Below are 15,808 nucleotides of genomic sequence, written 5' to 3' on the forward strand. Positions count from 1 at the left end.
TAATGGCCGGCATTGCTTCAATAACTAAATTGAAGTCACGCATGTTGAAAACATTGTCACCAGCTGTTGTCTTGGCTGCTTTTATCAAATCAACAAATGTTTCTCTTATCGTTTCGCGCGGATGCATGAGTGCTCCTATTCGAACAAATTGATATTTAATTATTTTTATTGTATTTGTGGATACATTTTGATATACATTCGTTATGACAATAAATATCAAAATTCATGGCATAAACTGGGATGAAGGTAACTGGCCCAAATGTGCTAAACATGGAGTTTCTAAAAAAGAAATTGAGTATTTATTCACCGAACCTGGAAATCTCGTCATAAAGAACGACCCAAATGTTAAAGAAGAGCGTTTCAGAGCCATTGGTAGAAGCTATAACGAAAGATATATTTTTTTAGTTTTTACCTTACGAACAATAAAAAACGAACTGTTCGTGCATCCTATTAGCGCCCGTTATATGCATCAAAAGGAGATTGATTTTTATGAAAACCTCTAAATTAAAACATATACCTGTTTTCAAGACGGATGAAGAAGCTGAGAACTTTGTTGATACTGCTGATCTTACAGAGTATGACTTAACGGGTTTTAAGCCTATTCATTTCGAATTTTTGCCTAAAGAAGCTTCTATCAATATTCGCTTGCCTCAAGCGCTTATGAAAGCTTTAAAGGAAAAAGCGAAAAAACAAGCTATTCCTTACACACGCTATGTTAGGCATCTGATTGAGCGAGATTTACGAAAAAGTCATCGTGGTTAGTGTATCCTTTATAGAGGATAATAGAAAAGATATAAAACATGAACAATAATCATTATACGTATCGTGTTTTTTGGTCCCCAGAAAATGAAGAATATGTTTGTTTGTGTGCAGAATTTCCATCCCTTTCATGGTTAGATGTTCAAGCAGAGAAAGCTTTAAAAGGTATTATGGATCTCGTTTCAGAAGTTGTTGAGGATATCAACATAATAGAGAACAAGTCCCTATACCTTTGGCACGTGGCAAATGAAGTTGAAATTGTAGATTATCATTGATCTATAGGAGGCGAGATGAAAAATTATATCGCAATACATCTTGGGGAAATTTTATGGGAGGAATATTTAAAAGAATATGCTCTTGCAAAAACGTTAAATGTTCCACGCACGAGGATATAGAACGTATTGTTGCGGAAAATAGTCCCATAACTCCTGATACAGCTCTCAGATTAGCTTCTTTTTTGATACGACAGTTGAGTTCTGGCTTAATATGCAAGCTGCTTATGATATTCATATTTTGCAAGCAGAAAAAGCAGATGAATTTGCCAAAATTAACAAATACGGGTATACAATTTAATCTTCAATAATATAGCTATACAACATTATTGAATTATATCATAACTTAATTAGAGCTTTACATCATCTCATCAGAGATTGATATTCGCGAATCCTTTTTCTGTGTGATGAAACAGACATATTTTTACTATCTACTAAAACTGAATTCTTATCAAATCTCTCATAAATATTTTCATGCTTCTTATTAATGATTTCCTTTTTAGCACGCGGATTTGATTCTATGTACTTATTGAGACGCTTTGTACTTTGCACATGTTTATAAAAAGTGACCGGAAGATAATGATCTAACTGATCAGAAGATAAAAAAAGATCATCTGATTTACATAAGGTACCATCAATATTATGCTTATGTAATTTATTTAATTTATCAGATTCGCAATAGAGTTTTTTAGCTAGAGCCAAACTAAAAATTCCACATTCAGAAACACTTCGTTGAATATCCATCTCTGCCATAGAAAAATGATAATTAGGCAATTGACTTTCTTCAAGAGCTATTTTTACCCTCATTGCTAACATCGTCGGTAGCATATGCTTGAATGCTACAGGTTCGAATAATATCAAGGAGATTTTATGATTGATAGTTTTATGATCAACTACTGCAAAATGGATATTGTCATCTCCGAGATTAACTATTGTCCTAGAAGATTGAATCCCATCATCAATTGTGTTTTTTATTAATGCCGGAATCTCTTCTGGTGTTACAGAGTATCTAAGACACATATGTGGATATTTTCTATTCGCTTGTTCGACTAGGGAAGGCATCATTTTGAGATCTACTTTCCCATAAAGAGTATTAATCCAATCACCATTAGTGATGTCATTCTCTAAATGTGCAATAATATTTTCTAATGTTTCATCATCTCCAAATGTAAAATCGTGTCTTTTTCTATGTACAGCCGTTTCTTTTTTGGGGGATACAACAACAGCTTCTTCTTCTTTTTGTTTTGAACAACAGATTATTTTTAGTAAATTTCTCAGCTTAGGCATAACTAATCTTTCTATTAATGATCAGCATGAGATAATAGTTGTATATTAGGGTTAAATAATGTCTTAATTTATCATCTTTCCATCTTTAAAAGCGGGAAGGAAGGTCGTGTTTTTTGAACTTAGCAACTTTTAATGGGATTATCCCAATTGGATTCGTCAATGCACACCAGAAAATCTATGTGATATGGCAGTTTTGAAAAACAAAAATCTATAAGAACTGCTAAAATCTAACAATATTTAACACGTCATTTTGAATTTTAAAATCAAAATCTTGTTGTTGTAATTCTCCCACCAGCTTCCGATTCTGAATGTTTAATGCTGTAAATCGCTGTAATCCGAAAGGATTGTTGATTGTCCTTTCGCGTGTAGATGACGGGTTGCCCAAAGGTGTTACGTACATCTTCAATCATTTTGTTGAGCAACCCGTACCATTGCATGTTATTTTCCTCCACTTACCGCTTTAAAGAGCATTTCAGGGCGTGTGCAGATGTAAAGCGGATAGCTGTACACCACAAGTTTAGCCCATGTATTATGATCAGGATCTGGAATAAGAATAATGTAAAGAGATTTTCCAATTGTATGAGAAAAATTCTCAGTTTCTGCTGGTGCAAAGGCTTTTTGAAACACGCCAAGCGCATTGGCAGGAAAGAATTGGCATTCATCAGGCTTAATCCCTATGGCGCGTTTTGTCCCAGCTTTTGCACTTACATTATAGTTATGAACACTCCGGTAGTTAATGAAAGTGACACCCGCAAAATCAAAACTCCCAAAGCTTCCAGAACCAATGTCACTTGGTGTTGCAACACCTCTGGCGTTATTTAATGTTTGTGCAAGAGTTGTGTTGAGATAGGTTTCACGAACTGTTTTATGGTTTTTCAATTTGGAAAAGAATTCATTTCCACAAAGCCCAATAATCCGTGAACGATCAGAAAATGCGCCCTTTGAAGCCTCAATCATTCTCATGATGACTTGATCAACATGGTCGGCAACATTTGTTGTCTCAACATTCAGTTTAAAGTCAATCGGCTTGTGGGGTGTAATTTCCCATTCCTTGTACCAATCAATAATGACAGAACTATTGGCATCAAGCACAACACCTTGGACAGCGCCAAGTTGCATATTTTCCCATATCAATTCGATTTCAGAAATGAGTTTCTTTTGTTTTCCAGCAATATATTTCATTGCCGTTTCTAACTGATTTGCTGGACTCAATATATTCATCCTTGGACTTCTTCTATTTTTACGGTATCACTTTTGACAATACGCGTTGTTTGAAAAAATCGAAGGCGATCAGTTTTGTTATTGTTTGTACAAGACATACCGCGTTCACTTGTTTGAATAAGTGATATATCATGTCTCTTAATACCAACGATTGTTGTACTCGTCTCGATTCCTTCAAAAAGGTTGAGAGAACCGATAATACCAGGTTGAAACTCATAGTTTTCAATCGCTTTCATCATGGTGATGGCAGAGAAAGCATCCTGTTTAAAAAAGTTCATATCCATTTGTGTATTCTCCTATCGCAACATTATTTTATTATTATCTTCTAAAGACTGAAGGGCAATACTTTTCTGTTCATCGGTGATGGCATCTGGCCAAAGTAGTTCAGAAGCCTTTACGGTACTCAAGCGTGCTGTAATGATCGCTCGTTGATCAGCCTCTGTTACATCAACAGTGGCATAAGAAATACCTGCCGGCGTTTGACTGCCATCTGATAGTGCTGGATTAAGGGGAACATATTTTCCCGTTGCTGTTACTTTTCCCATAACAGTGCCGGCTTCAACAAATGCTCCTGATGCAAAAATCACTTCTTCATTGGGCATATCCGTGTCATAGCGTCCAAGATAAGCGCCATTGCGAACATCTTCATAAAAAACTTGACTCATTTTATTGCCCTCCAAGCTTCTTCCCATTTTGCATAAATTTTTGTCTTGTTCGTCCCATCACTGTGGGGTGCTGTGGTCGATAGTTTTAAAGAGGAACTTTTCGAGACAGCGGCGGCTAGAACAACATTTTTAGCTTTCTCAACATTCATGCCGCTTTGAATTGCTTTTGCTGTATTAAAAGAAACACCTAAACGCTTTGCTTGCTTATCTTCGTTGTCTTTGTCTTCCTCTTCTTCTTCATCGTCGAAATCTTCGGCATCTTCGTCAATGTCGAGTGTGTCTTCTTCGTCTTCATGGATGACGTCGACAATCTTTTCATCATCGTCTTCTCTAGCGCGATAGTGTGTGCGTGCCATGTGTTTGTTCCTTCTTTTGTTGCTGTTGGGGGTGAGTGAATGGAATCCGTTAAGGCTTCCAAAGTTTGCGCAAGAGTCCCTTGCGCGTCTGCTAATCCAAGCGTGATGGCTTGGTTGCCTATAAAAGTTTCTGCTTTGGTGTCGCGGATTACAGCTGCATTCAGAGGTCTGTTTTGCGCAACCAAATCCACAAACATCTCGTAGAGCAGGGCGCAATCTGCTTGTATTTTTATCTGTGCTGTATCGTTCAAAGGTTCGTGAGAATTGCCATGAACTTTGTGATCACCTTCAAAGATAAAAGTCCATTTAAGCCCATGTTTTTCATCTGCACGGGATTGGTCAAGATGGGCACAAACAACACCAATCGAGCCTACAATTCCTGTACGGGCAATCCAGATTTGAGAAGCCGAACAGGCAATGGCATAAGCTGCCGAACAAGCAACCTCATTGGCATGTGCCCAAATGGGTTTGTTATATTTTTTTGACAGTGCTTGAAACTCTTCTACAAGATCAAACACACCACCAGCTTCTCCACAGCTACTATCAATATCAAGCAATATCGCGCGAACATCAGGTTGCTCAATGGCTTCACGAAAAGAAGCCCCCAAACCTTCATAAGAGGTTAGACCCGATAAAGCCCCAAGCCATGCACCACGGCGTACAAGTGTGCCGTGAACCGGTATGATGGCAATATTGTTTTGCACTACGTAAGTTTCTGGTGGTCTTAAAGGAGCACCATCTTTTTCTAACAATGCTCTCACGGCAAACTTTTCTCCTGCAAAAAGCCGTGGGGCAAGAGCATTGAGAATAATATCAAGCTTTGTGGAGGCAAGCATGAGGGGAACGCCAAAAAGCCGGGATGCCAAAAACGGCATATCAAGATTATTCGCCATTTCCATGCGCCTCACTCCCTTGGTTACTTTCATAAGTTTCAGAAGTCTCTGAATCTTCATCATCAATCAGTTGATTGTTAGCAGAGGGCGCTAGTGCATAATCTGTATCAAAGGATAAACCACGTTTGCGCGCATCTGTGTGCTCCTCTTCAAGTTCGGCATGAATGTTATCAATATCAAAGCCCCGTTCAGTACGCACATTGGAAAAATTCCCCCGCGTAACATCCCCTGTCACAACAGCATAAGGCATATTGAGAACAGAACAAATTCTTAAAATATTGCGAAATTGAAAAGCCTCATAAGAACCTCCAACCTCAACAGGATTTGAGAATGTAATTTGTTTTTCGCCATCGACCACGTTAACCGAGCCTGGGTAAATTGGATGCTCTTCGGGGACCTCTTCAATCTTCTTTTCCACCCTCTGTTCAATTTTCGTTTTTTCACGATTCTCCTCTAACTCTGCCTCATGAGATTCCTTCCCTGTAATAAACACTGCAAAAAGAGCCGCTGTTTTTTTTCGTTCAAGTTCTGCATCATCATAGGATTCGAGTTGAAAGATTTTTGTCATACAGCGCGTTATTTTGGGAGAACCGCGCAATTGTCCAGCAATACGGCGCTCTTTGATATGAATGACCATTTCAGCAGGGACACGTATGCGTTCTTGGCTCTTAAATGCTATATTGGAAGGGCAATCATCATAGGGGTGATGTTTCCAGAAATGATAAGCAACGCGCTTACCACTGGCATCGAATTCAATTCCCATACGAATGTAATTGCCTTCAATCTCAGCAGGTCCATTATAGGAAAGGTCCAGCATTTCAGTGGGATAAACTTGTAACTGAAGAGGCACACCAGAGCGTCCATAAAGGTCGACATAGTGTAGTCTTACAAAGCATTTTCCGGTTAAAAAGACCTCTCGTGCAATGGTTGCTTGCAGACCATAAAAGCTAGCATCTTCATCATAATCGGCTTCATCAACCCATTGCCACCATAAGTCTAAAAGTTTTTTCTTTTCTTCTTGAAAGCCTTCAATACGAGGATAAGGTTTAATCCCATCACTCACCGCCGCAGAGACCCATTCCTCCGTTGCAGAACCATAAAGAGATTCATTGTCATAAAGCCATCTTGAACGGGCAACAATGGTATCACCGCATTCTTCAATGGCTTTATTGATATGTTTTTTTGCGGGGTCAAAACCACTCATACGGCGGCTTTTGCTTGCCGCTTCAAAATGGGGATTGTGTTGACGAGAAATTTTAAAAAAGCCCGTAATTTTATTGAACAAACCAGCCATTAATAGCCTCGTGATATATTAAAATAGAACACGCGTGCACTTTTACGCCCTTCAAGGTCCGCTATTTGCCTATTCAGCATCTCAAGCGCTCTGCGAAGTTCCTCAACAGAGCGGTTGCTTATTTGCTTATCGCCATGGCGTACCGATTGTGCTCCTGAATAAAGAGCCTCTTCAATTTGCTCACGCCGCCTTTTTAAACTTTCCAGTCTCGAAAATTTGCTGTTCATTGGTTCTAAAGCTTCACCCACAAATTACCTCCAATCCCCTCGCATATAAGGATTCATCATTGTTCTGAATGGCTTCTTTTGAGGCTGTATTGTCTGAGAACTTCTTGGAGAAGGAGAGGGCACATGTTCTGATGTTGGCTGCTCTAAAGAACCATCAATTTTAAGTTTTTCCAAACGCTCTTCTAAGATATCGACTTCTCGATTAAGGTTTATTCCTGCCGAAATCAGACCTTGTAAAGCTGCATAAGCATAGACCCTACAATCCAAGGCTTCATTCCTTGCCTTTTCACTTTTTTGCCATTCGATACGCTTAAAGCCTTTAAAATATTTGATCACTTTTCTCTCAGCGGTTAGCTGGTCAAAATATTCTCGATCAAGGCTTTTATGAAAATGTGTAGCACCAGCTCCTGTTGCTTCGGGACCCGATTTTTTAAACCGGGCTGTAATGATATCTTTCGCCGCATCAATCCCAACAATATAAAGATTAATCTGTCCTTTGTTGTTTTTGCTTGGTCGGCGTGGCCATACCGCACGCCAGCCAGCCTGTCCCTTAATGCCCCAGATACGCCGCCCCTCACGCGGGCGTACATAATTATAAACTGCCTGTGTGTGTCCACCACCGGTATCAATGCAAGCTGCTGTTATTCTGATACCGTCTTTATAGCCTGGATGCGGCCAGCGTTTTGCAAGATATTCATCCAATTGGTCCCACACTTCAAAAGAAGAGGGATCACCAGGGATAACTTGATAATCAATATGCCAACTTTCTTCACTACGCCCCCATCCCACCACTTCAAGCTCTAAACGGTCATTTTGCACATCAATGCCTGCCGTCAACACCACGGCTTGTTTTGGTGCTAAAGGATAGCCTTCGCGTTTTGCATAGAGGCTGTCTGGATCAACAACCTCACCGGTTCTATCCTCCCATGGCTCTCCAAGAACGGTATTCACAAAAGGCTGTAGAAGCGCTGGATCATCCTTGGCATTTAAAAACTCTCTTGCACATTCACCCCAAGTAAGCCAAGGGGAATAGAGTGCAGAAATATGATAAGAGCGCAAATTGGGTCTGCTAGACTCACTGGTTGGGACCCAGCATGCACCTCTTTCTTCACACATGAGATCTGTTTTTCGGTGCTCAGCATGTTCATGACCACAATGGGCACAGACAAAAACAGCTTTTTCCGGAGCCCCTTTTGGCCATTTGATTTGTGACCAAACAATCGGCTGTAGGGTACCACATTCATCACAAGGCACGTTGTAATATCGCTGGTCTCCTAGCACAAAATCCTTGGCAATACGGCTTGTGTCACGGTGTGTGGGCGTGGACAATTTAAAGATCTTTCGTTGAATAAAGGTTGAGGTACGCTTTTCCGCAATCATCACTGGATCACCTTCGTTATCGACACTGAGAGGATAACCATCAACCTCATCCAAAATCAGATAACGAATAGGCATAGAACGCAAACCAGCTGCACTATTGGCTCCTGTAAGCATCAGCGCCCCACCATCAAACTCTTTAGAAAACATGGTATTGCCGCTGTCACGCGCTCGCGCTGGAGCTATGCGTTCACTTAAAACGGGACTTGCCATAATCATGGGATCAAGCCGCGTCTTTGAAAGCTTCTTAGCTGTCTCAACGGTTGGCATGACATAAAGGGCAGGTCCTGGACTATAATGAATAGCATAACCGCAGAAATTTAGTCCTGCCTCTGACATGCCAACCTGTGCGCCTTTCATGACAATGGTTGTTTCAATCGGTTTGTGAGAGGAAAGATTATCCATGATTTCGCGCAAATAGGGGGTGCGTTTTGTTCTCCACAATCCAGGTTCAGCACTTGCTACGGTGCTAAGGTATCTATTCTTATCCGCCCATTGAGAAACCGTGTAAGGTGGGTCCGGTTGTCTTGCATCATTAGCATTGGCGAAAAATTCTGTAACAGCATTCTCATCCATTATTCATTCTTTGCTCGCCCCAAAACTCTCTCATTCTGGAGGTTGAGGATCATGATAAGGAACTGGAATATGAACAGCTTCAAGCAAAGCGTTTCTCATGTAATAATCGATAGCACCGATTAGGCTTGCAGCATCACATCCAACTTGTGCGGCGATGCTTGCACCAAATCGATTCGGAAAATTCAACATGGCGTCACGGTGTGCTCTTCCAAACTCACGCGCTGCTCTCTTGACTTCTTCACGGTCAACGGTTGTTTCACGTAAACGTTCAAGAGCAATCTTTTCGCTTTCAAGGGCAACTTGCATTCGCTCCAGTTTAATTTTGTATTCATTAGCACCCTCTGATGAGACTTGTTTGATCTTAGTCCGCGGTTGACCATCCGGTGCTAAAAATGGAGCAGGGCGCTTCGTTGGATTCTCATTCCAGATAGCTGTTGCAAGCGCTTCATTGACAGAACCATCTTCAAAAAGAGCCTTATCAAATTTTCCTGTTTTAAAACGCGAAACCACCGCATTCGGGGAAACTCGCATCTTTCTTGCAAAGGCACGAACCGATAAACCTTTTCGAGATTTCTTAGTCATTGAGCAGTCGCTCCATTTTGAAGTGTATATACGAATTATTGTACACTTTAATTATTGACACGATTATATTTTTCGTGTACATAAAATATATGAAGATCATGTGGGATGAACCAAAAAGAGCTGTAAACATTGTTAAACATAAGCTTGATTTTGCTGATGTTATTTACTTTGATTGGGAACATGCTCTTATTGATGCAACCCATTCAAACCGCATGAAGGCTATTGGACGTTTTGCTAATGGTACGACAGTTGTTGTTTTTGCGAAGCTTGGCACTGAAGCGATATCCATTATTAGTTTCCGTCAAGCCAATAAAAAAGAAAGAGAGGTTTTCAATGACTATCAACAAAACCTTTGAAAGAGACTGTGGCTATACAAAAGAAGATTGGGACGCTGTGGATTCTCCACCATTGACAGATGAAGAACTTGCACGCTTAAAGCCGGCTAAAGATATTTTACCAGCCTCTTTTTTTAAATATGTAACAGAAGAGCGCCGTAAACGTGGGCGCCCACCTGTTGAATCTCCTAAACAAGCGGTTACTCTACGTCTTGACTCAAGCGTTATTGCCTTTTTTAAAAAACAAGGAAAAGATTGGCGCACACGTATGAGTGAAGTGTTAAAAAAAGCAAGTGGTTGTTAAGGTAATCACCTCCCCACCTTTGAAGTGGGGAAGGGGGTGTTTTACTTTAAGCAACCTTTTTAATGGGGTTATCACAATCCGGTTCATAAGCACGCAACAAAGAATCCATACGATGTGGTAGTTCTGAAGAACCAAAATCTGTAAGAACTGCCAAAATCTTTGTAATATTAGGCAAGTCATTTTGAAGCTTTAAAATTAAAGCTTTTTCTACCGCATTCATAGTTTGAACCAGAGCACTACAATCTTTGTCACTCACATTTTCATCATTAGAAAATTGAGACAATGCTATCCACAAATCGCATAAAAAGTTAGTATCTATCTTCTTCATTGTACACCTCCATGGATTTGCTCTCTCAAACATGCCAAACCTCTTGAGGTGATTTTTGTTGAAGGCAGTACCTTTTCTGTCCCATCTGGTCTCTGAATGGTGATAGCAGGGCAATCCATAAAGCCTTTCTTGATTTTATCTTGATAGGGGTAATAAAGGTGCCCCTGGAGCCCGTCGATACACCCAATCATGCTTACGTAGGTAATCGGTCAAATCCTTAGGTCGTACCTCCAACATTTTTGCAGCTTCAATAAGACCAAACAGCCCATCAGAACGTTTTAAACCTTCCAAAGCCTCTGCTTTTGGAGCTAATTCTGCAATCACATGATCTTTCTGCTCAATTTGGCTTTGTAAGTGATTTAAGACACCAAGTAATGCTTGAGGAGTTGAATAATCAACTTGTGGAACAGCGACTTGCTTTTCCAATTCTTGCCAACGATCAATGATTTTAGCACGTAAGGCAGTACTGTAACCAGATACAAGAATTAAACATTCACGTTTGGGAAGATTGTAGCAAGGGCGGTGTTCACCTTTTGCATCAATGTAAGTACCGATAAAATGAACCGGCTCAAATTTGAGCTCGTTAAATATTTGCTTAATATCGCGCATAACATTTTTATGCTGTTTACCACACACTTCTGCTATTTCAATGCTAGACATAGTCTGAGTGCTAGCTCCGCTAGAGGTCATTTTTTTAATTTCTATAAGATTGTTCATAATGAACTCCTTATGGTTAGATGTTTTCATTGACACCTTAGAAAGGTATCGGGCGCTAGCAACACATTGATTTATATAGATAATTTACTGTTCTGCATGTTGAATTAAAGACCCGAATATAGTAAGGTTTTCTCATTCTAAACCCTCTCAGATTGAATCAATTAATATCACTTGCTTGCACGTCAAAAGCGGGGCTGGTGTGTGGGTAAAAACTGTATAAGAAAGGAGTAAAAATGGTCCTTATGAACCGTCTTAATGCAAGGTCTGTCGCAACATTGGGGGCTGGCAAATATAATGATGGTGCCGGCTTGTTACTCCATAAGCGTAAAGATGGTGGTGCTCAATGGCTTTATCGTTATACCATTCACGGACGTCGTCGCGAAATGGGCTTGGGTGCTTTAAGACATGTCTCTTTAAAAAAAGCTCGTGAATTAGCAAATCAATGGCGTTCTGTTTTGCATGAGGGTCGTGACCCTATTTAAGAACGCGATAAACAAAAGCGTGAGGCAATAAGCAATCTTCATTATTTAAAAGATATTGCCATGGATGCTTTTGAAAGTCGTAAAGCTGAATTAAAAGATGATGGTAAGGCTGGAGACTGGTTTTTACCTTTACGGCTTCATATTCTCCCTAAATTAGGCTGTCTGCCGGTTTCTGAGATTACACAGACAGAAATACGCAATGTTCTTACTCCTATTTGGCATTCAAAAGCTGCAACAGCAGAGAAAGCACTGAATCGTCTTAATATTTGTCTCAAACATGCGGCTGCATTAGGGTTGGATGTTGATTTACAAGCAACAGAAAAAGCACGCGCTCTCTTAGGGAAACAACTCCATAAAACACAAAATATACCAGCCATGGATTGGAAAGATGTTCCTGCCTTTTATCAGACACTCAGTAAAACGATAACAATGACACATTTAGCTTTGCGCTTGCTTATCCTTACAGGGGTTCGTACACGTCCTTTACGTTATATCCATAAAGATCAAATTGAAGATGATGTCTGGACAATTCCTGCTGAAAATATGAAAGGAAAGCGTGATACGACAAAAGAGTTTCGTGTGCCTTTATCTACAGAGGCATTAGACATTCTAAAACAAGCGCGCTCGCTTTCTCGCAATGATTTTTTCTTTTCTGCAACTGGTCGAGGTCCTCTTGGTGAGAATTGTATGTCACAATATATGCAACAGATTGGAGTTGAAGCACGTCCCCATGGATTTCGTTCTAGTTTACGTGATTGGCTTGCTGAAACAACTGATGCCCCCTATGAGGTCGCTGAAACCATTCTAGCTCATACAGTGGGTGGTAAAGTAGAGCGTGCCTATCGTCGTACTGACTATTTAGAACAGCGCCGTGTCTATATGGATAAATGGGCGGCTTATGTCACAGGTCAATCTTAAGATATGGGGTGCATAACCCCATGATCTGTGGATAACTTACTCTCTCTCTTCTCTCATTCTTTCTCAATGAGACTCATAAATTATCACATCAGAAAATGTATGATAAAATACTGTTTTCTATAGACTAAATACCTTTCTAATGATTCCAAAATGTGCTTAATAAATGGGCATGATTTGTTCCCATTTTTTATTATGAAAGGAAATTATAATGACAGAAAACGATATTCTTTTAACTGACCGTGAAAGTGCAAAATTGCTTCATATGAGTGTTTCAACATTCCGCCGTCATGTGACCAATGGCTCTCTCCCAAAACCTTTAAAATTTGGTTTTTTATCGCGCTGGTTACAATCGGATCTTTTGAATGTCATAGAGCAAGCAAAACAGCAACGTTATAACGACGTCGCATAAATGAAAACCTTGTCACGTAAGGACGGACAAGGCTTCCCATTTTCACTCAAAGAATGAATAGCAAAATCCGTCCTATGGTGCAATATATCATAGGATAAAAAAAATATGTTTTCTTATATAAATGCTCGGGGCATCACCAATGCCTTGCGTGGGGTTTGGTATGGGCGTTATGGAAGTGCCCGTTGTCCAACCCATGATGATCAATTGCCTAGCTTATCCCTTGCCAATGGACATGATGGGCGTCTTTTACTTACTTGTTATGCTGGCTGTTCTTTTAGAGAGATCATACAAGCGCTTAGAAGAATTGGCTTGCTGGGGAAACAAGCCTTTGTTGATAAAGCTTATGATCACACGCTTTCTTTCTCAAAACAGTTTTCTGCTGATTTATGCTTTCACGGCAAATGTCCACACCCATTAGGAATGACACTGCCCGCGTTGGTTGCTCTTGTTAAGGGGGCTGGTTCCTTTGCCATTCATAGAACCTTTTTACAAGCCAATGGCTGTAAAACAGATCAGAAACCAGCAGATGATGCGGGTTGTAAAGCAGGTTTTACCCTAGCTGCGCGTGCTTATAGCCAAGGCTTTGAGGTCTTTATCAAGCCATGCAAGAGGCAATAAAAGAAGCGCAACATCTTTATAGACAGTATAACCTCTAAGCAGCACTACAATACCTCGCTATAGAAGATCAAGAGTTACCACATCTTGTAAGTTCACTAAGAGTTGCTTTTAATGCTCTTCAGAAGTACTTTTATTAGAGGTTTTATCTTCACCTTTATCTGAATTTATACTCTTGTAAATGCAATAGAAAATAAATATTATGACTAATATTAGTCCTACCGTTTCGAGCCAAAAAATTACACACCACATTATAGGTACTGCGCAATAAAATTTAACTATAAATTTACTATAGTTTTTAATATCGTTTTCAATATCTCCGTTCCAATGAGCAAGAGTGCGTATGAACGAAAAAACAGAATAGGTAAGCGCTGTCGCAAAAGACATGGTTGCTATATTCTCGATGTTACGGTAGTCTCCACCACTAGCTTTAATGCTGTTCGTCAAATCCATAAAAACCCATGTAGTAAGCCATGACAGAAGCAGTGGTAAAAATAGTGTAGCGCAGTATAAAACTGTTTCTTCCCATGTTTTCAGGTCCGATTTAAGGGCATGAATTGCAATTAATATCATTGCTATGAACACTATTATTGAACATAATAGAAATCCTAAGGCGTTTGCTCCCAGTACGAGTAGGACAATAAGACCTATCGCTATAGCGCCCATAACTAAATAGCCTAAACCTTCCAGTATAATTCCAATAAATGGGATTAATAGTAGAATACACAAGATAATTAATACGATTGTCATGTTTATTACTTTTTAACTAGTTCTATTGGAAATATCGTCTAACAGATTCCCTTTGAAGTTATCAATATGTGTTATTTTTATGTTAAGAAAGTAATGCAAATCGTATTTAATGATATCACTGTACTTAGGTGTATTGTGTCTAAATGAGCGTGATGTACAGTCTAAAATCCCCGCAAATACGGGGTTTTTTATTATCTGGAGGGAGAAATTTATGACATCAGAAAACACAGAGAAGGTTTTACAACCGATCAAAAAGCCTCTGCCTCCTAATGCTGGAAAAGAGCGTGTTAAAGGGGTAGAATTATTCCCATTATTCAAGCCATACACCGTGGAATAAATGATGATGGTTTATTGCAACGGTTTCAAATGCTGGTTTTTCCCGATGAACGAAAAGAGCGTGACTGGATTGATAGACCGCCCAATCAAAAGGCATGGGAAAGTTATCAAGAGGTCTTTCGTTCTCTTTATGATAAACCTTTAGGATCACCAAAACACCCCATGACCATACGCTTTTCTGCTGATGCTCAAGAGATGTTTCGTGAATGGTGGAAAAATTTTCAAAAAACAATCAAAGGGGGGAATTTCTCTACAAGTTTACAAGCACATCTTTTGAAAATGGATAAAACCATACCAACCCTTGCTTTGATTTTTGAACTTGTTGAGGGAGGTCGTTTTGAAATCAATAAAGCAGCCCTTCAAACAGCCTTGCGTTGGGAAAAATATTTGTTAAGTCATATAAAACGCCTTTATGGGGCGTGTGATAAATTAGCAGCAGAGCGGGCAAAATTGATTGTCGAGCGTTGTGATTGGTTACAAGATGGCTTTACTGTACGCGATATTTATAAGCGTGATTGGAAAAGTTTAAAAGATAATGAAACCGTTAAGCAAGCTTTAGATCTCTTATGCCGTTGCAACTATATTCGTGAAGTCTCTGGAGAAAGCAGTCAAAAAGGTGGGCGTCCTACACTACACTATGAATGGCATCCTTTAGTGAAAATTCATAAGACAGCACAATGAGGTAATCGTGAAATCTTATAAAGCTTTGAACTATGAGTTTTAGAGGTTTTGGGGGTTCTTTTTACCCATTATCATTTTATTTTTTAAATCCAAAATAAAAGTTGTTATATTTCAATGTGTTAAGATTTATGTTTTTTCAAAAAAACAACCTATATCAACAATACAACCCGTAAATTCAACTTATAGAATATGTTTTGGGGAGTTTTGTAGGGGTTTTGTCTGTTTTTAAAACCCCCAAAACTTTCTATAAAGTGAACAATAAAACCTATCAAAATGATCATTCTGATGTTTTTAAACACATAGTGCATTCGTCTTGAATGATATGTGAAATAAATAGCAAATTTCACTATTCTGTTGTTGATCTGACTTACGTCATAGGCTGTGGATAAAGAGCCTTTTAAACCCTTTTTGAAAAAAAATATCC

19 protein-coding genes and 5 pseudogenes are annotated in these 15,808 nt (G+C 39.5%); 11 read left to right on the forward strand and 13 right to left on the reverse strand.

The features are described from left to right. Nucleotides 1-203 precede the first annotated feature (203 nt). The 4 genes and pseudogenes from PVV64_RS08970 (at nucleotide 204) to PVV64_RS08985 (ending at nucleotide 1,332) form a co-directional block, all read left to right on the forward strand. Nucleotides 204-503 (forward strand): BrnT family toxin, encoded by a 300-nt coding sequence (locus PVV64_RS08970; protein WP_273760687.1) that lies wholly within the window; start codon nucleotides 204-206, stop codon nucleotides 501-503. Next, the gene (locus tag PVV64_RS08975; protein ID WP_273760688.1) at nucleotides 490-762 is read left to right on the forward strand and encodes a BrnA antitoxin family protein; all 273 of its coding nucleotides are present in this window, start codon (nucleotides 490-492) and stop codon (nucleotides 760-762) included. The genes PVV64_RS08970 and PVV64_RS08975 overlap by 14 nt, the downstream gene beginning before the upstream one ends. A 38-nt stretch (nucleotides 763-800) precedes the next feature. Next, a complete protein-coding gene (locus PVV64_RS08980; RefSeq protein WP_273760689.1) occupies nucleotides 801-1,034 on the forward strand; it encodes a hypothetical protein in 234 nt (77 codons plus the stop codon). Nucleotides 1,035-1,049: 15 nt separating this feature from the next. Continuing rightward, a pseudogene (locus PVV64_RS08985) lies at nucleotides 1,050-1,332 on the forward strand (HigA family addiction module antitoxin). 62 nt (nucleotides 1,333-1,394) lie between these two features. On the opposite strand, the gene PVV64_RS08990 reads toward PVV64_RS08985, so the two are convergent. From PVV64_RS08990 to PVV64_RS09040, 10 genes and pseudogenes are all read right to left on the reverse strand, one after another. Next, the gene (locus tag PVV64_RS08990) at nucleotides 1,395-2,318 is read right to left on the reverse strand and encodes a YopJ/AvrA family T3SS effector serine/threonine acetyltransferase (protein ID WP_273760690.1); all 924 of its coding nucleotides are present in this window, start codon (nucleotides 2,316-2,318) and stop codon (nucleotides 1,395-1,397) included. Nucleotides 2,319-2,581: 263 nt separating this feature from the next. After that, complete coding sequence (locus PVV64_RS08995) at nucleotides 2,582-2,755, reverse strand: hypothetical protein (protein WP_273760706.1); 174 nt, start codon at nucleotides 2,753-2,755, stop codon at nucleotides 2,582-2,584. A gap of 1 nt (nucleotide 2,756) precedes the next feature. Continuing rightward, a pseudogene (locus PVV64_RS09000) lies at nucleotides 2,757-3,823 on the reverse strand (major capsid protein). Nucleotides 3,824-3,835: 12 nt separating this feature from the next. Further along, nucleotides 3,836-4,204, reverse strand: a complete 369-nt coding sequence (locus tag PVV64_RS09010) for a head decoration protein (protein WP_273760693.1) — start codon at nucleotides 4,202-4,204, stop codon at nucleotides 3,836-3,838. Further along, nucleotides 4,201-4,353 carry a hypothetical protein gene (locus tag PVV64_RS09015; RefSeq protein ID WP_273760694.1) on the reverse strand — a complete coding sequence of 51 codons (153 nt, stop codon included), beginning with the start codon at nucleotides 4,351-4,353 and terminating at the stop codon, nucleotides 4,201-4,203. Before PVV64_RS09015 ends, PVV64_RS09010 begins: the two co-directional genes overlap by 4 nt. A 38-nt stretch (nucleotides 4,354-4,391) precedes the next feature. After that, nucleotides 4,392-5,453: a S49 family peptidase gene (locus PVV64_RS09020; protein WP_273760704.1), complete on the reverse strand. Its 1,062-nt coding sequence runs from the start codon at nucleotides 5,451-5,453 to the stop codon at nucleotides 4,392-4,394. Beyond that, the gene (locus PVV64_RS09025) at nucleotides 5,443-6,747 is read right to left on the reverse strand and encodes a phage portal protein (protein ID WP_273760695.1); all 1,305 of its coding nucleotides are present in this window, start codon (nucleotides 6,745-6,747) and stop codon (nucleotides 5,443-5,445) included. The genes PVV64_RS09020 and PVV64_RS09025 overlap by 11 nt, the downstream gene beginning before the upstream one ends. Next, a complete protein-coding gene (locus PVV64_RS09030) occupies nucleotides 6,747-6,974 on the reverse strand; it encodes a phage head-tail joining protein (RefSeq protein ID WP_273760705.1) in 228 nt (75 codons plus the stop codon). Before PVV64_RS09030 ends, PVV64_RS09025 begins: the two co-directional genes overlap by 1 nt. A gap of 24 nt (nucleotides 6,975-6,998) precedes the next feature. Then, nucleotides 6,999-8,927 carry a phage terminase large subunit family protein gene (locus PVV64_RS09035; RefSeq protein ID WP_273760696.1) on the reverse strand — a complete coding sequence of 643 codons (1,929 nt, stop codon included), beginning with the start codon at nucleotides 8,925-8,927 and terminating at the stop codon, nucleotides 6,999-7,001. Nucleotides 8,928-8,957: 30 nt separating this feature from the next. Continuing rightward, the gene (locus PVV64_RS09040) at nucleotides 8,958-9,509 is read right to left on the reverse strand and encodes a hypothetical protein (RefSeq protein ID WP_273760697.1); all 552 of its coding nucleotides are present in this window, start codon (nucleotides 9,507-9,509) and stop codon (nucleotides 8,958-8,960) included. An 89-nt stretch (nucleotides 9,510-9,598) separates the two neighbouring features. On the opposite strand from PVV64_RS09040, the gene PVV64_RS09045 reads away from it, so the two are divergent. Together PVV64_RS09045 and PVV64_RS09050 are read left to right on the forward strand one after the other, a co-directional pair. Continuing rightward, complete coding sequence (locus tag PVV64_RS09045) at nucleotides 9,599-9,865, forward strand: BrnT family toxin (RefSeq protein ID WP_273760698.1); 267 nt, start codon at nucleotides 9,599-9,601, stop codon at nucleotides 9,863-9,865. Further along, entirely contained in the window at nucleotides 9,843-10,148 is a 306-nt protein-coding gene (locus tag PVV64_RS09050) for a BrnA antitoxin family protein (RefSeq protein WP_273760699.1), read from the forward strand. Before PVV64_RS09045 ends, PVV64_RS09050 begins: the two co-directional genes overlap by 23 nt. A 46-nt stretch (nucleotides 10,149-10,194) precedes the next feature. Here the strand turns inward: PVV64_RS09050 and PVV64_RS09055 are convergent, their stop codons facing one another. Then, a complete protein-coding gene (locus PVV64_RS09055) occupies nucleotides 10,195-10,476 on the reverse strand; it encodes a hypothetical protein (protein ID WP_273760700.1) in 282 nt (93 codons plus the stop codon). Beyond that, a pseudogene (locus PVV64_RS09060) lies at nucleotides 10,473-11,193 on the reverse strand (phage antirepressor KilAC domain-containing protein). The gene PVV64_RS09055 and the pseudogene PVV64_RS09060 overlap by 4 nt, the downstream one beginning before the upstream one ends. A gap of 233 nt (nucleotides 11,194-11,426) precedes the next feature. Between PVV64_RS09060 and PVV64_RS09065 the strand changes: the two are divergent. The 3 genes and pseudogenes from PVV64_RS09065 (at nucleotide 11,427) to PVV64_RS09075 (ending at nucleotide 13,620) form a co-directional block, all read left to right on the forward strand. Next, a pseudogene (locus tag PVV64_RS09065) lies at nucleotides 11,427-12,593 on the forward strand (tyrosine-type recombinase/integrase). 208 nt (nucleotides 12,594-12,801) lie between these two features. Continuing rightward, the gene (locus PVV64_RS09070) at nucleotides 12,802-13,002 is read left to right on the forward strand and encodes an AlpA family transcriptional regulator (protein ID WP_007347430.1); all 201 of its coding nucleotides are present in this window, start codon (nucleotides 12,802-12,804) and stop codon (nucleotides 13,000-13,002) included. Between the two features lie 105 nt (nucleotides 13,003-13,107). After that, on the forward strand, nucleotides 13,108-13,620 hold the full coding sequence (locus PVV64_RS09075) for a hypothetical protein (protein WP_273760701.1): 513 nt from the start codon (nucleotides 13,108-13,110) through the stop codon (nucleotides 13,618-13,620). Between the two features lie 108 nt (nucleotides 13,621-13,728). On the opposite strand, the gene PVV64_RS09080 is transcribed toward PVV64_RS09075, so the two are convergent. Next, nucleotides 13,729-14,367, reverse strand: coding sequence for a hypothetical protein (locus tag PVV64_RS09080; RefSeq protein ID WP_273760702.1), 639 nt, complete (start codon nucleotides 14,365-14,367; stop codon nucleotides 13,729-13,731). 211 nt (nucleotides 14,368-14,578) lie between these two features. Here PVV64_RS09080 and PVV64_RS09085 point away from each other — a divergent pair, with 211 nt between their 5' ends. Both PVV64_RS09085 and PVV64_RS09090 read left to right on the forward strand, forming a co-directional pair. After that, on the forward strand, nucleotides 14,579-14,704 hold the full coding sequence (locus PVV64_RS09085; RefSeq protein ID WP_273760703.1) for a hypothetical protein: 126 nt from the start codon (nucleotides 14,579-14,581) through the stop codon (nucleotides 14,702-14,704). Then, nucleotides 14,665-15,384: pseudogene (locus PVV64_RS09090) on the forward strand (DUF3987 domain-containing protein); the annotation flags it as partial. The gene PVV64_RS09085 and the pseudogene PVV64_RS09090, both read left to right, overlap by 40 nt. Between the last annotated feature and the right edge of the window lie 424 nt (nucleotides 15,385-15,808).

Origin of the sequence: Bartonella sp. ML70XJBT.G, from assembly GCF_028618575.1 — a bacterium.
In the GTDB taxonomy this organism is placed as follows: Bacteria; Pseudomonadota; Alphaproteobacteria; order Rhizobiales; family Rhizobiaceae; genus Bartonella.

Excerpts from the sequence above, each read along its gene's own strand:
- PVV64_RS08970 (WP_273760687.1), top strand. The coding sequence starts at position 204 with ATGACAATAAATATCAAAATTCATGGCATAAACTGGGATGAAGGTAAC.
- PVV64_RS08975 (WP_273760688.1), top strand. The coding sequence starts at position 490 with ATGAAAACCTCTAAATTAAAACATATACCTGTTTTCAAGACGGATGAA.
- PVV64_RS08980 (WP_273760689.1), top strand. The coding sequence starts at position 801 with ATGAACAATAATCATTATACGTATCGTGTTTTTTGGTCCCCAGAAAAT.
- PVV64_RS08990 (WP_273760690.1), bottom strand. The coding sequence starts at position 2,318 with ATGCCTAAGCTGAGAAATTTACTAAAAATAATCTGTTGTTCAAAACAA.
- PVV64_RS08995 (WP_273760706.1), bottom strand. The coding sequence starts at position 2,755 with ATGCAATGGTACGGGTTGCTCAACAAAATGATTGAAGATGTACGTAAC.
- PVV64_RS09010 (WP_273760693.1), bottom strand. The coding sequence starts at position 4,204 with ATGAGTCAAGTTTTTTATGAAGATGTTCGCAATGGCGCTTATCTTGGA.
- PVV64_RS09015 (WP_273760694.1), bottom strand. The coding sequence starts at position 4,353 with ATGAATGTTGAGAAAGCTAAAAATGTTGTTCTAGCCGCCGCTGTCTCG.
- PVV64_RS09020 (WP_273760704.1), bottom strand. The coding sequence starts at position 5,453 with ATGGCGAATAATCTTGATATGCCGTTTTTGGCATCCCGGCTTTTTGGC.
- PVV64_RS09025 (WP_273760695.1), bottom strand. The coding sequence starts at position 6,747 with ATGGCTGGTTTGTTCAATAAAATTACGGGCTTTTTTAAAATTTCTCGT.
- PVV64_RS09030 (WP_273760705.1), bottom strand. The coding sequence starts at position 6,974 with ATGAACAGCAAATTTTCGAGACTGGAAAGTTTAAAAAGGCGGCGTGAG.
- PVV64_RS09035 (WP_273760696.1), bottom strand. The coding sequence starts at position 8,927 with ATGGATGAGAATGCTGTTACAGAATTTTTCGCCAATGCTAATGATGCA.
- PVV64_RS09040 (WP_273760697.1), bottom strand. The coding sequence starts at position 9,509 with ATGACTAAGAAATCTCGAAAAGGTTTATCGGTTCGTGCCTTTGCAAGA.
- PVV64_RS09045 (WP_273760698.1), top strand. The coding sequence starts at position 9,599 with ATGAAGATCATGTGGGATGAACCAAAAAGAGCTGTAAACATTGTTAAA.
- PVV64_RS09050 (WP_273760699.1), top strand. The coding sequence starts at position 9,843 with ATGACTATCAACAAAACCTTTGAAAGAGACTGTGGCTATACAAAAGAA.
- PVV64_RS09055 (WP_273760700.1), bottom strand. The coding sequence starts at position 10,476 with ATGAAGAAGATAGATACTAACTTTTTATGCGATTTGTGGATAGCATTG.
- PVV64_RS09070 (WP_007347430.1), top strand. The coding sequence starts at position 12,802 with ATGACAGAAAACGATATTCTTTTAACTGACCGTGAAAGTGCAAAATTG.
- PVV64_RS09075 (WP_273760701.1), top strand. The coding sequence starts at position 13,108 with ATGTTTTCTTATATAAATGCTCGGGGCATCACCAATGCCTTGCGTGGG.
- PVV64_RS09080 (WP_273760702.1), bottom strand. The coding sequence starts at position 14,367 with ATGACAATCGTATTAATTATCTTGTGTATTCTACTATTAATCCCATTT.
- PVV64_RS09085 (WP_273760703.1), top strand. The coding sequence starts at position 14,579 with ATGACATCAGAAAACACAGAGAAGGTTTTACAACCGATCAAAAAGCCT.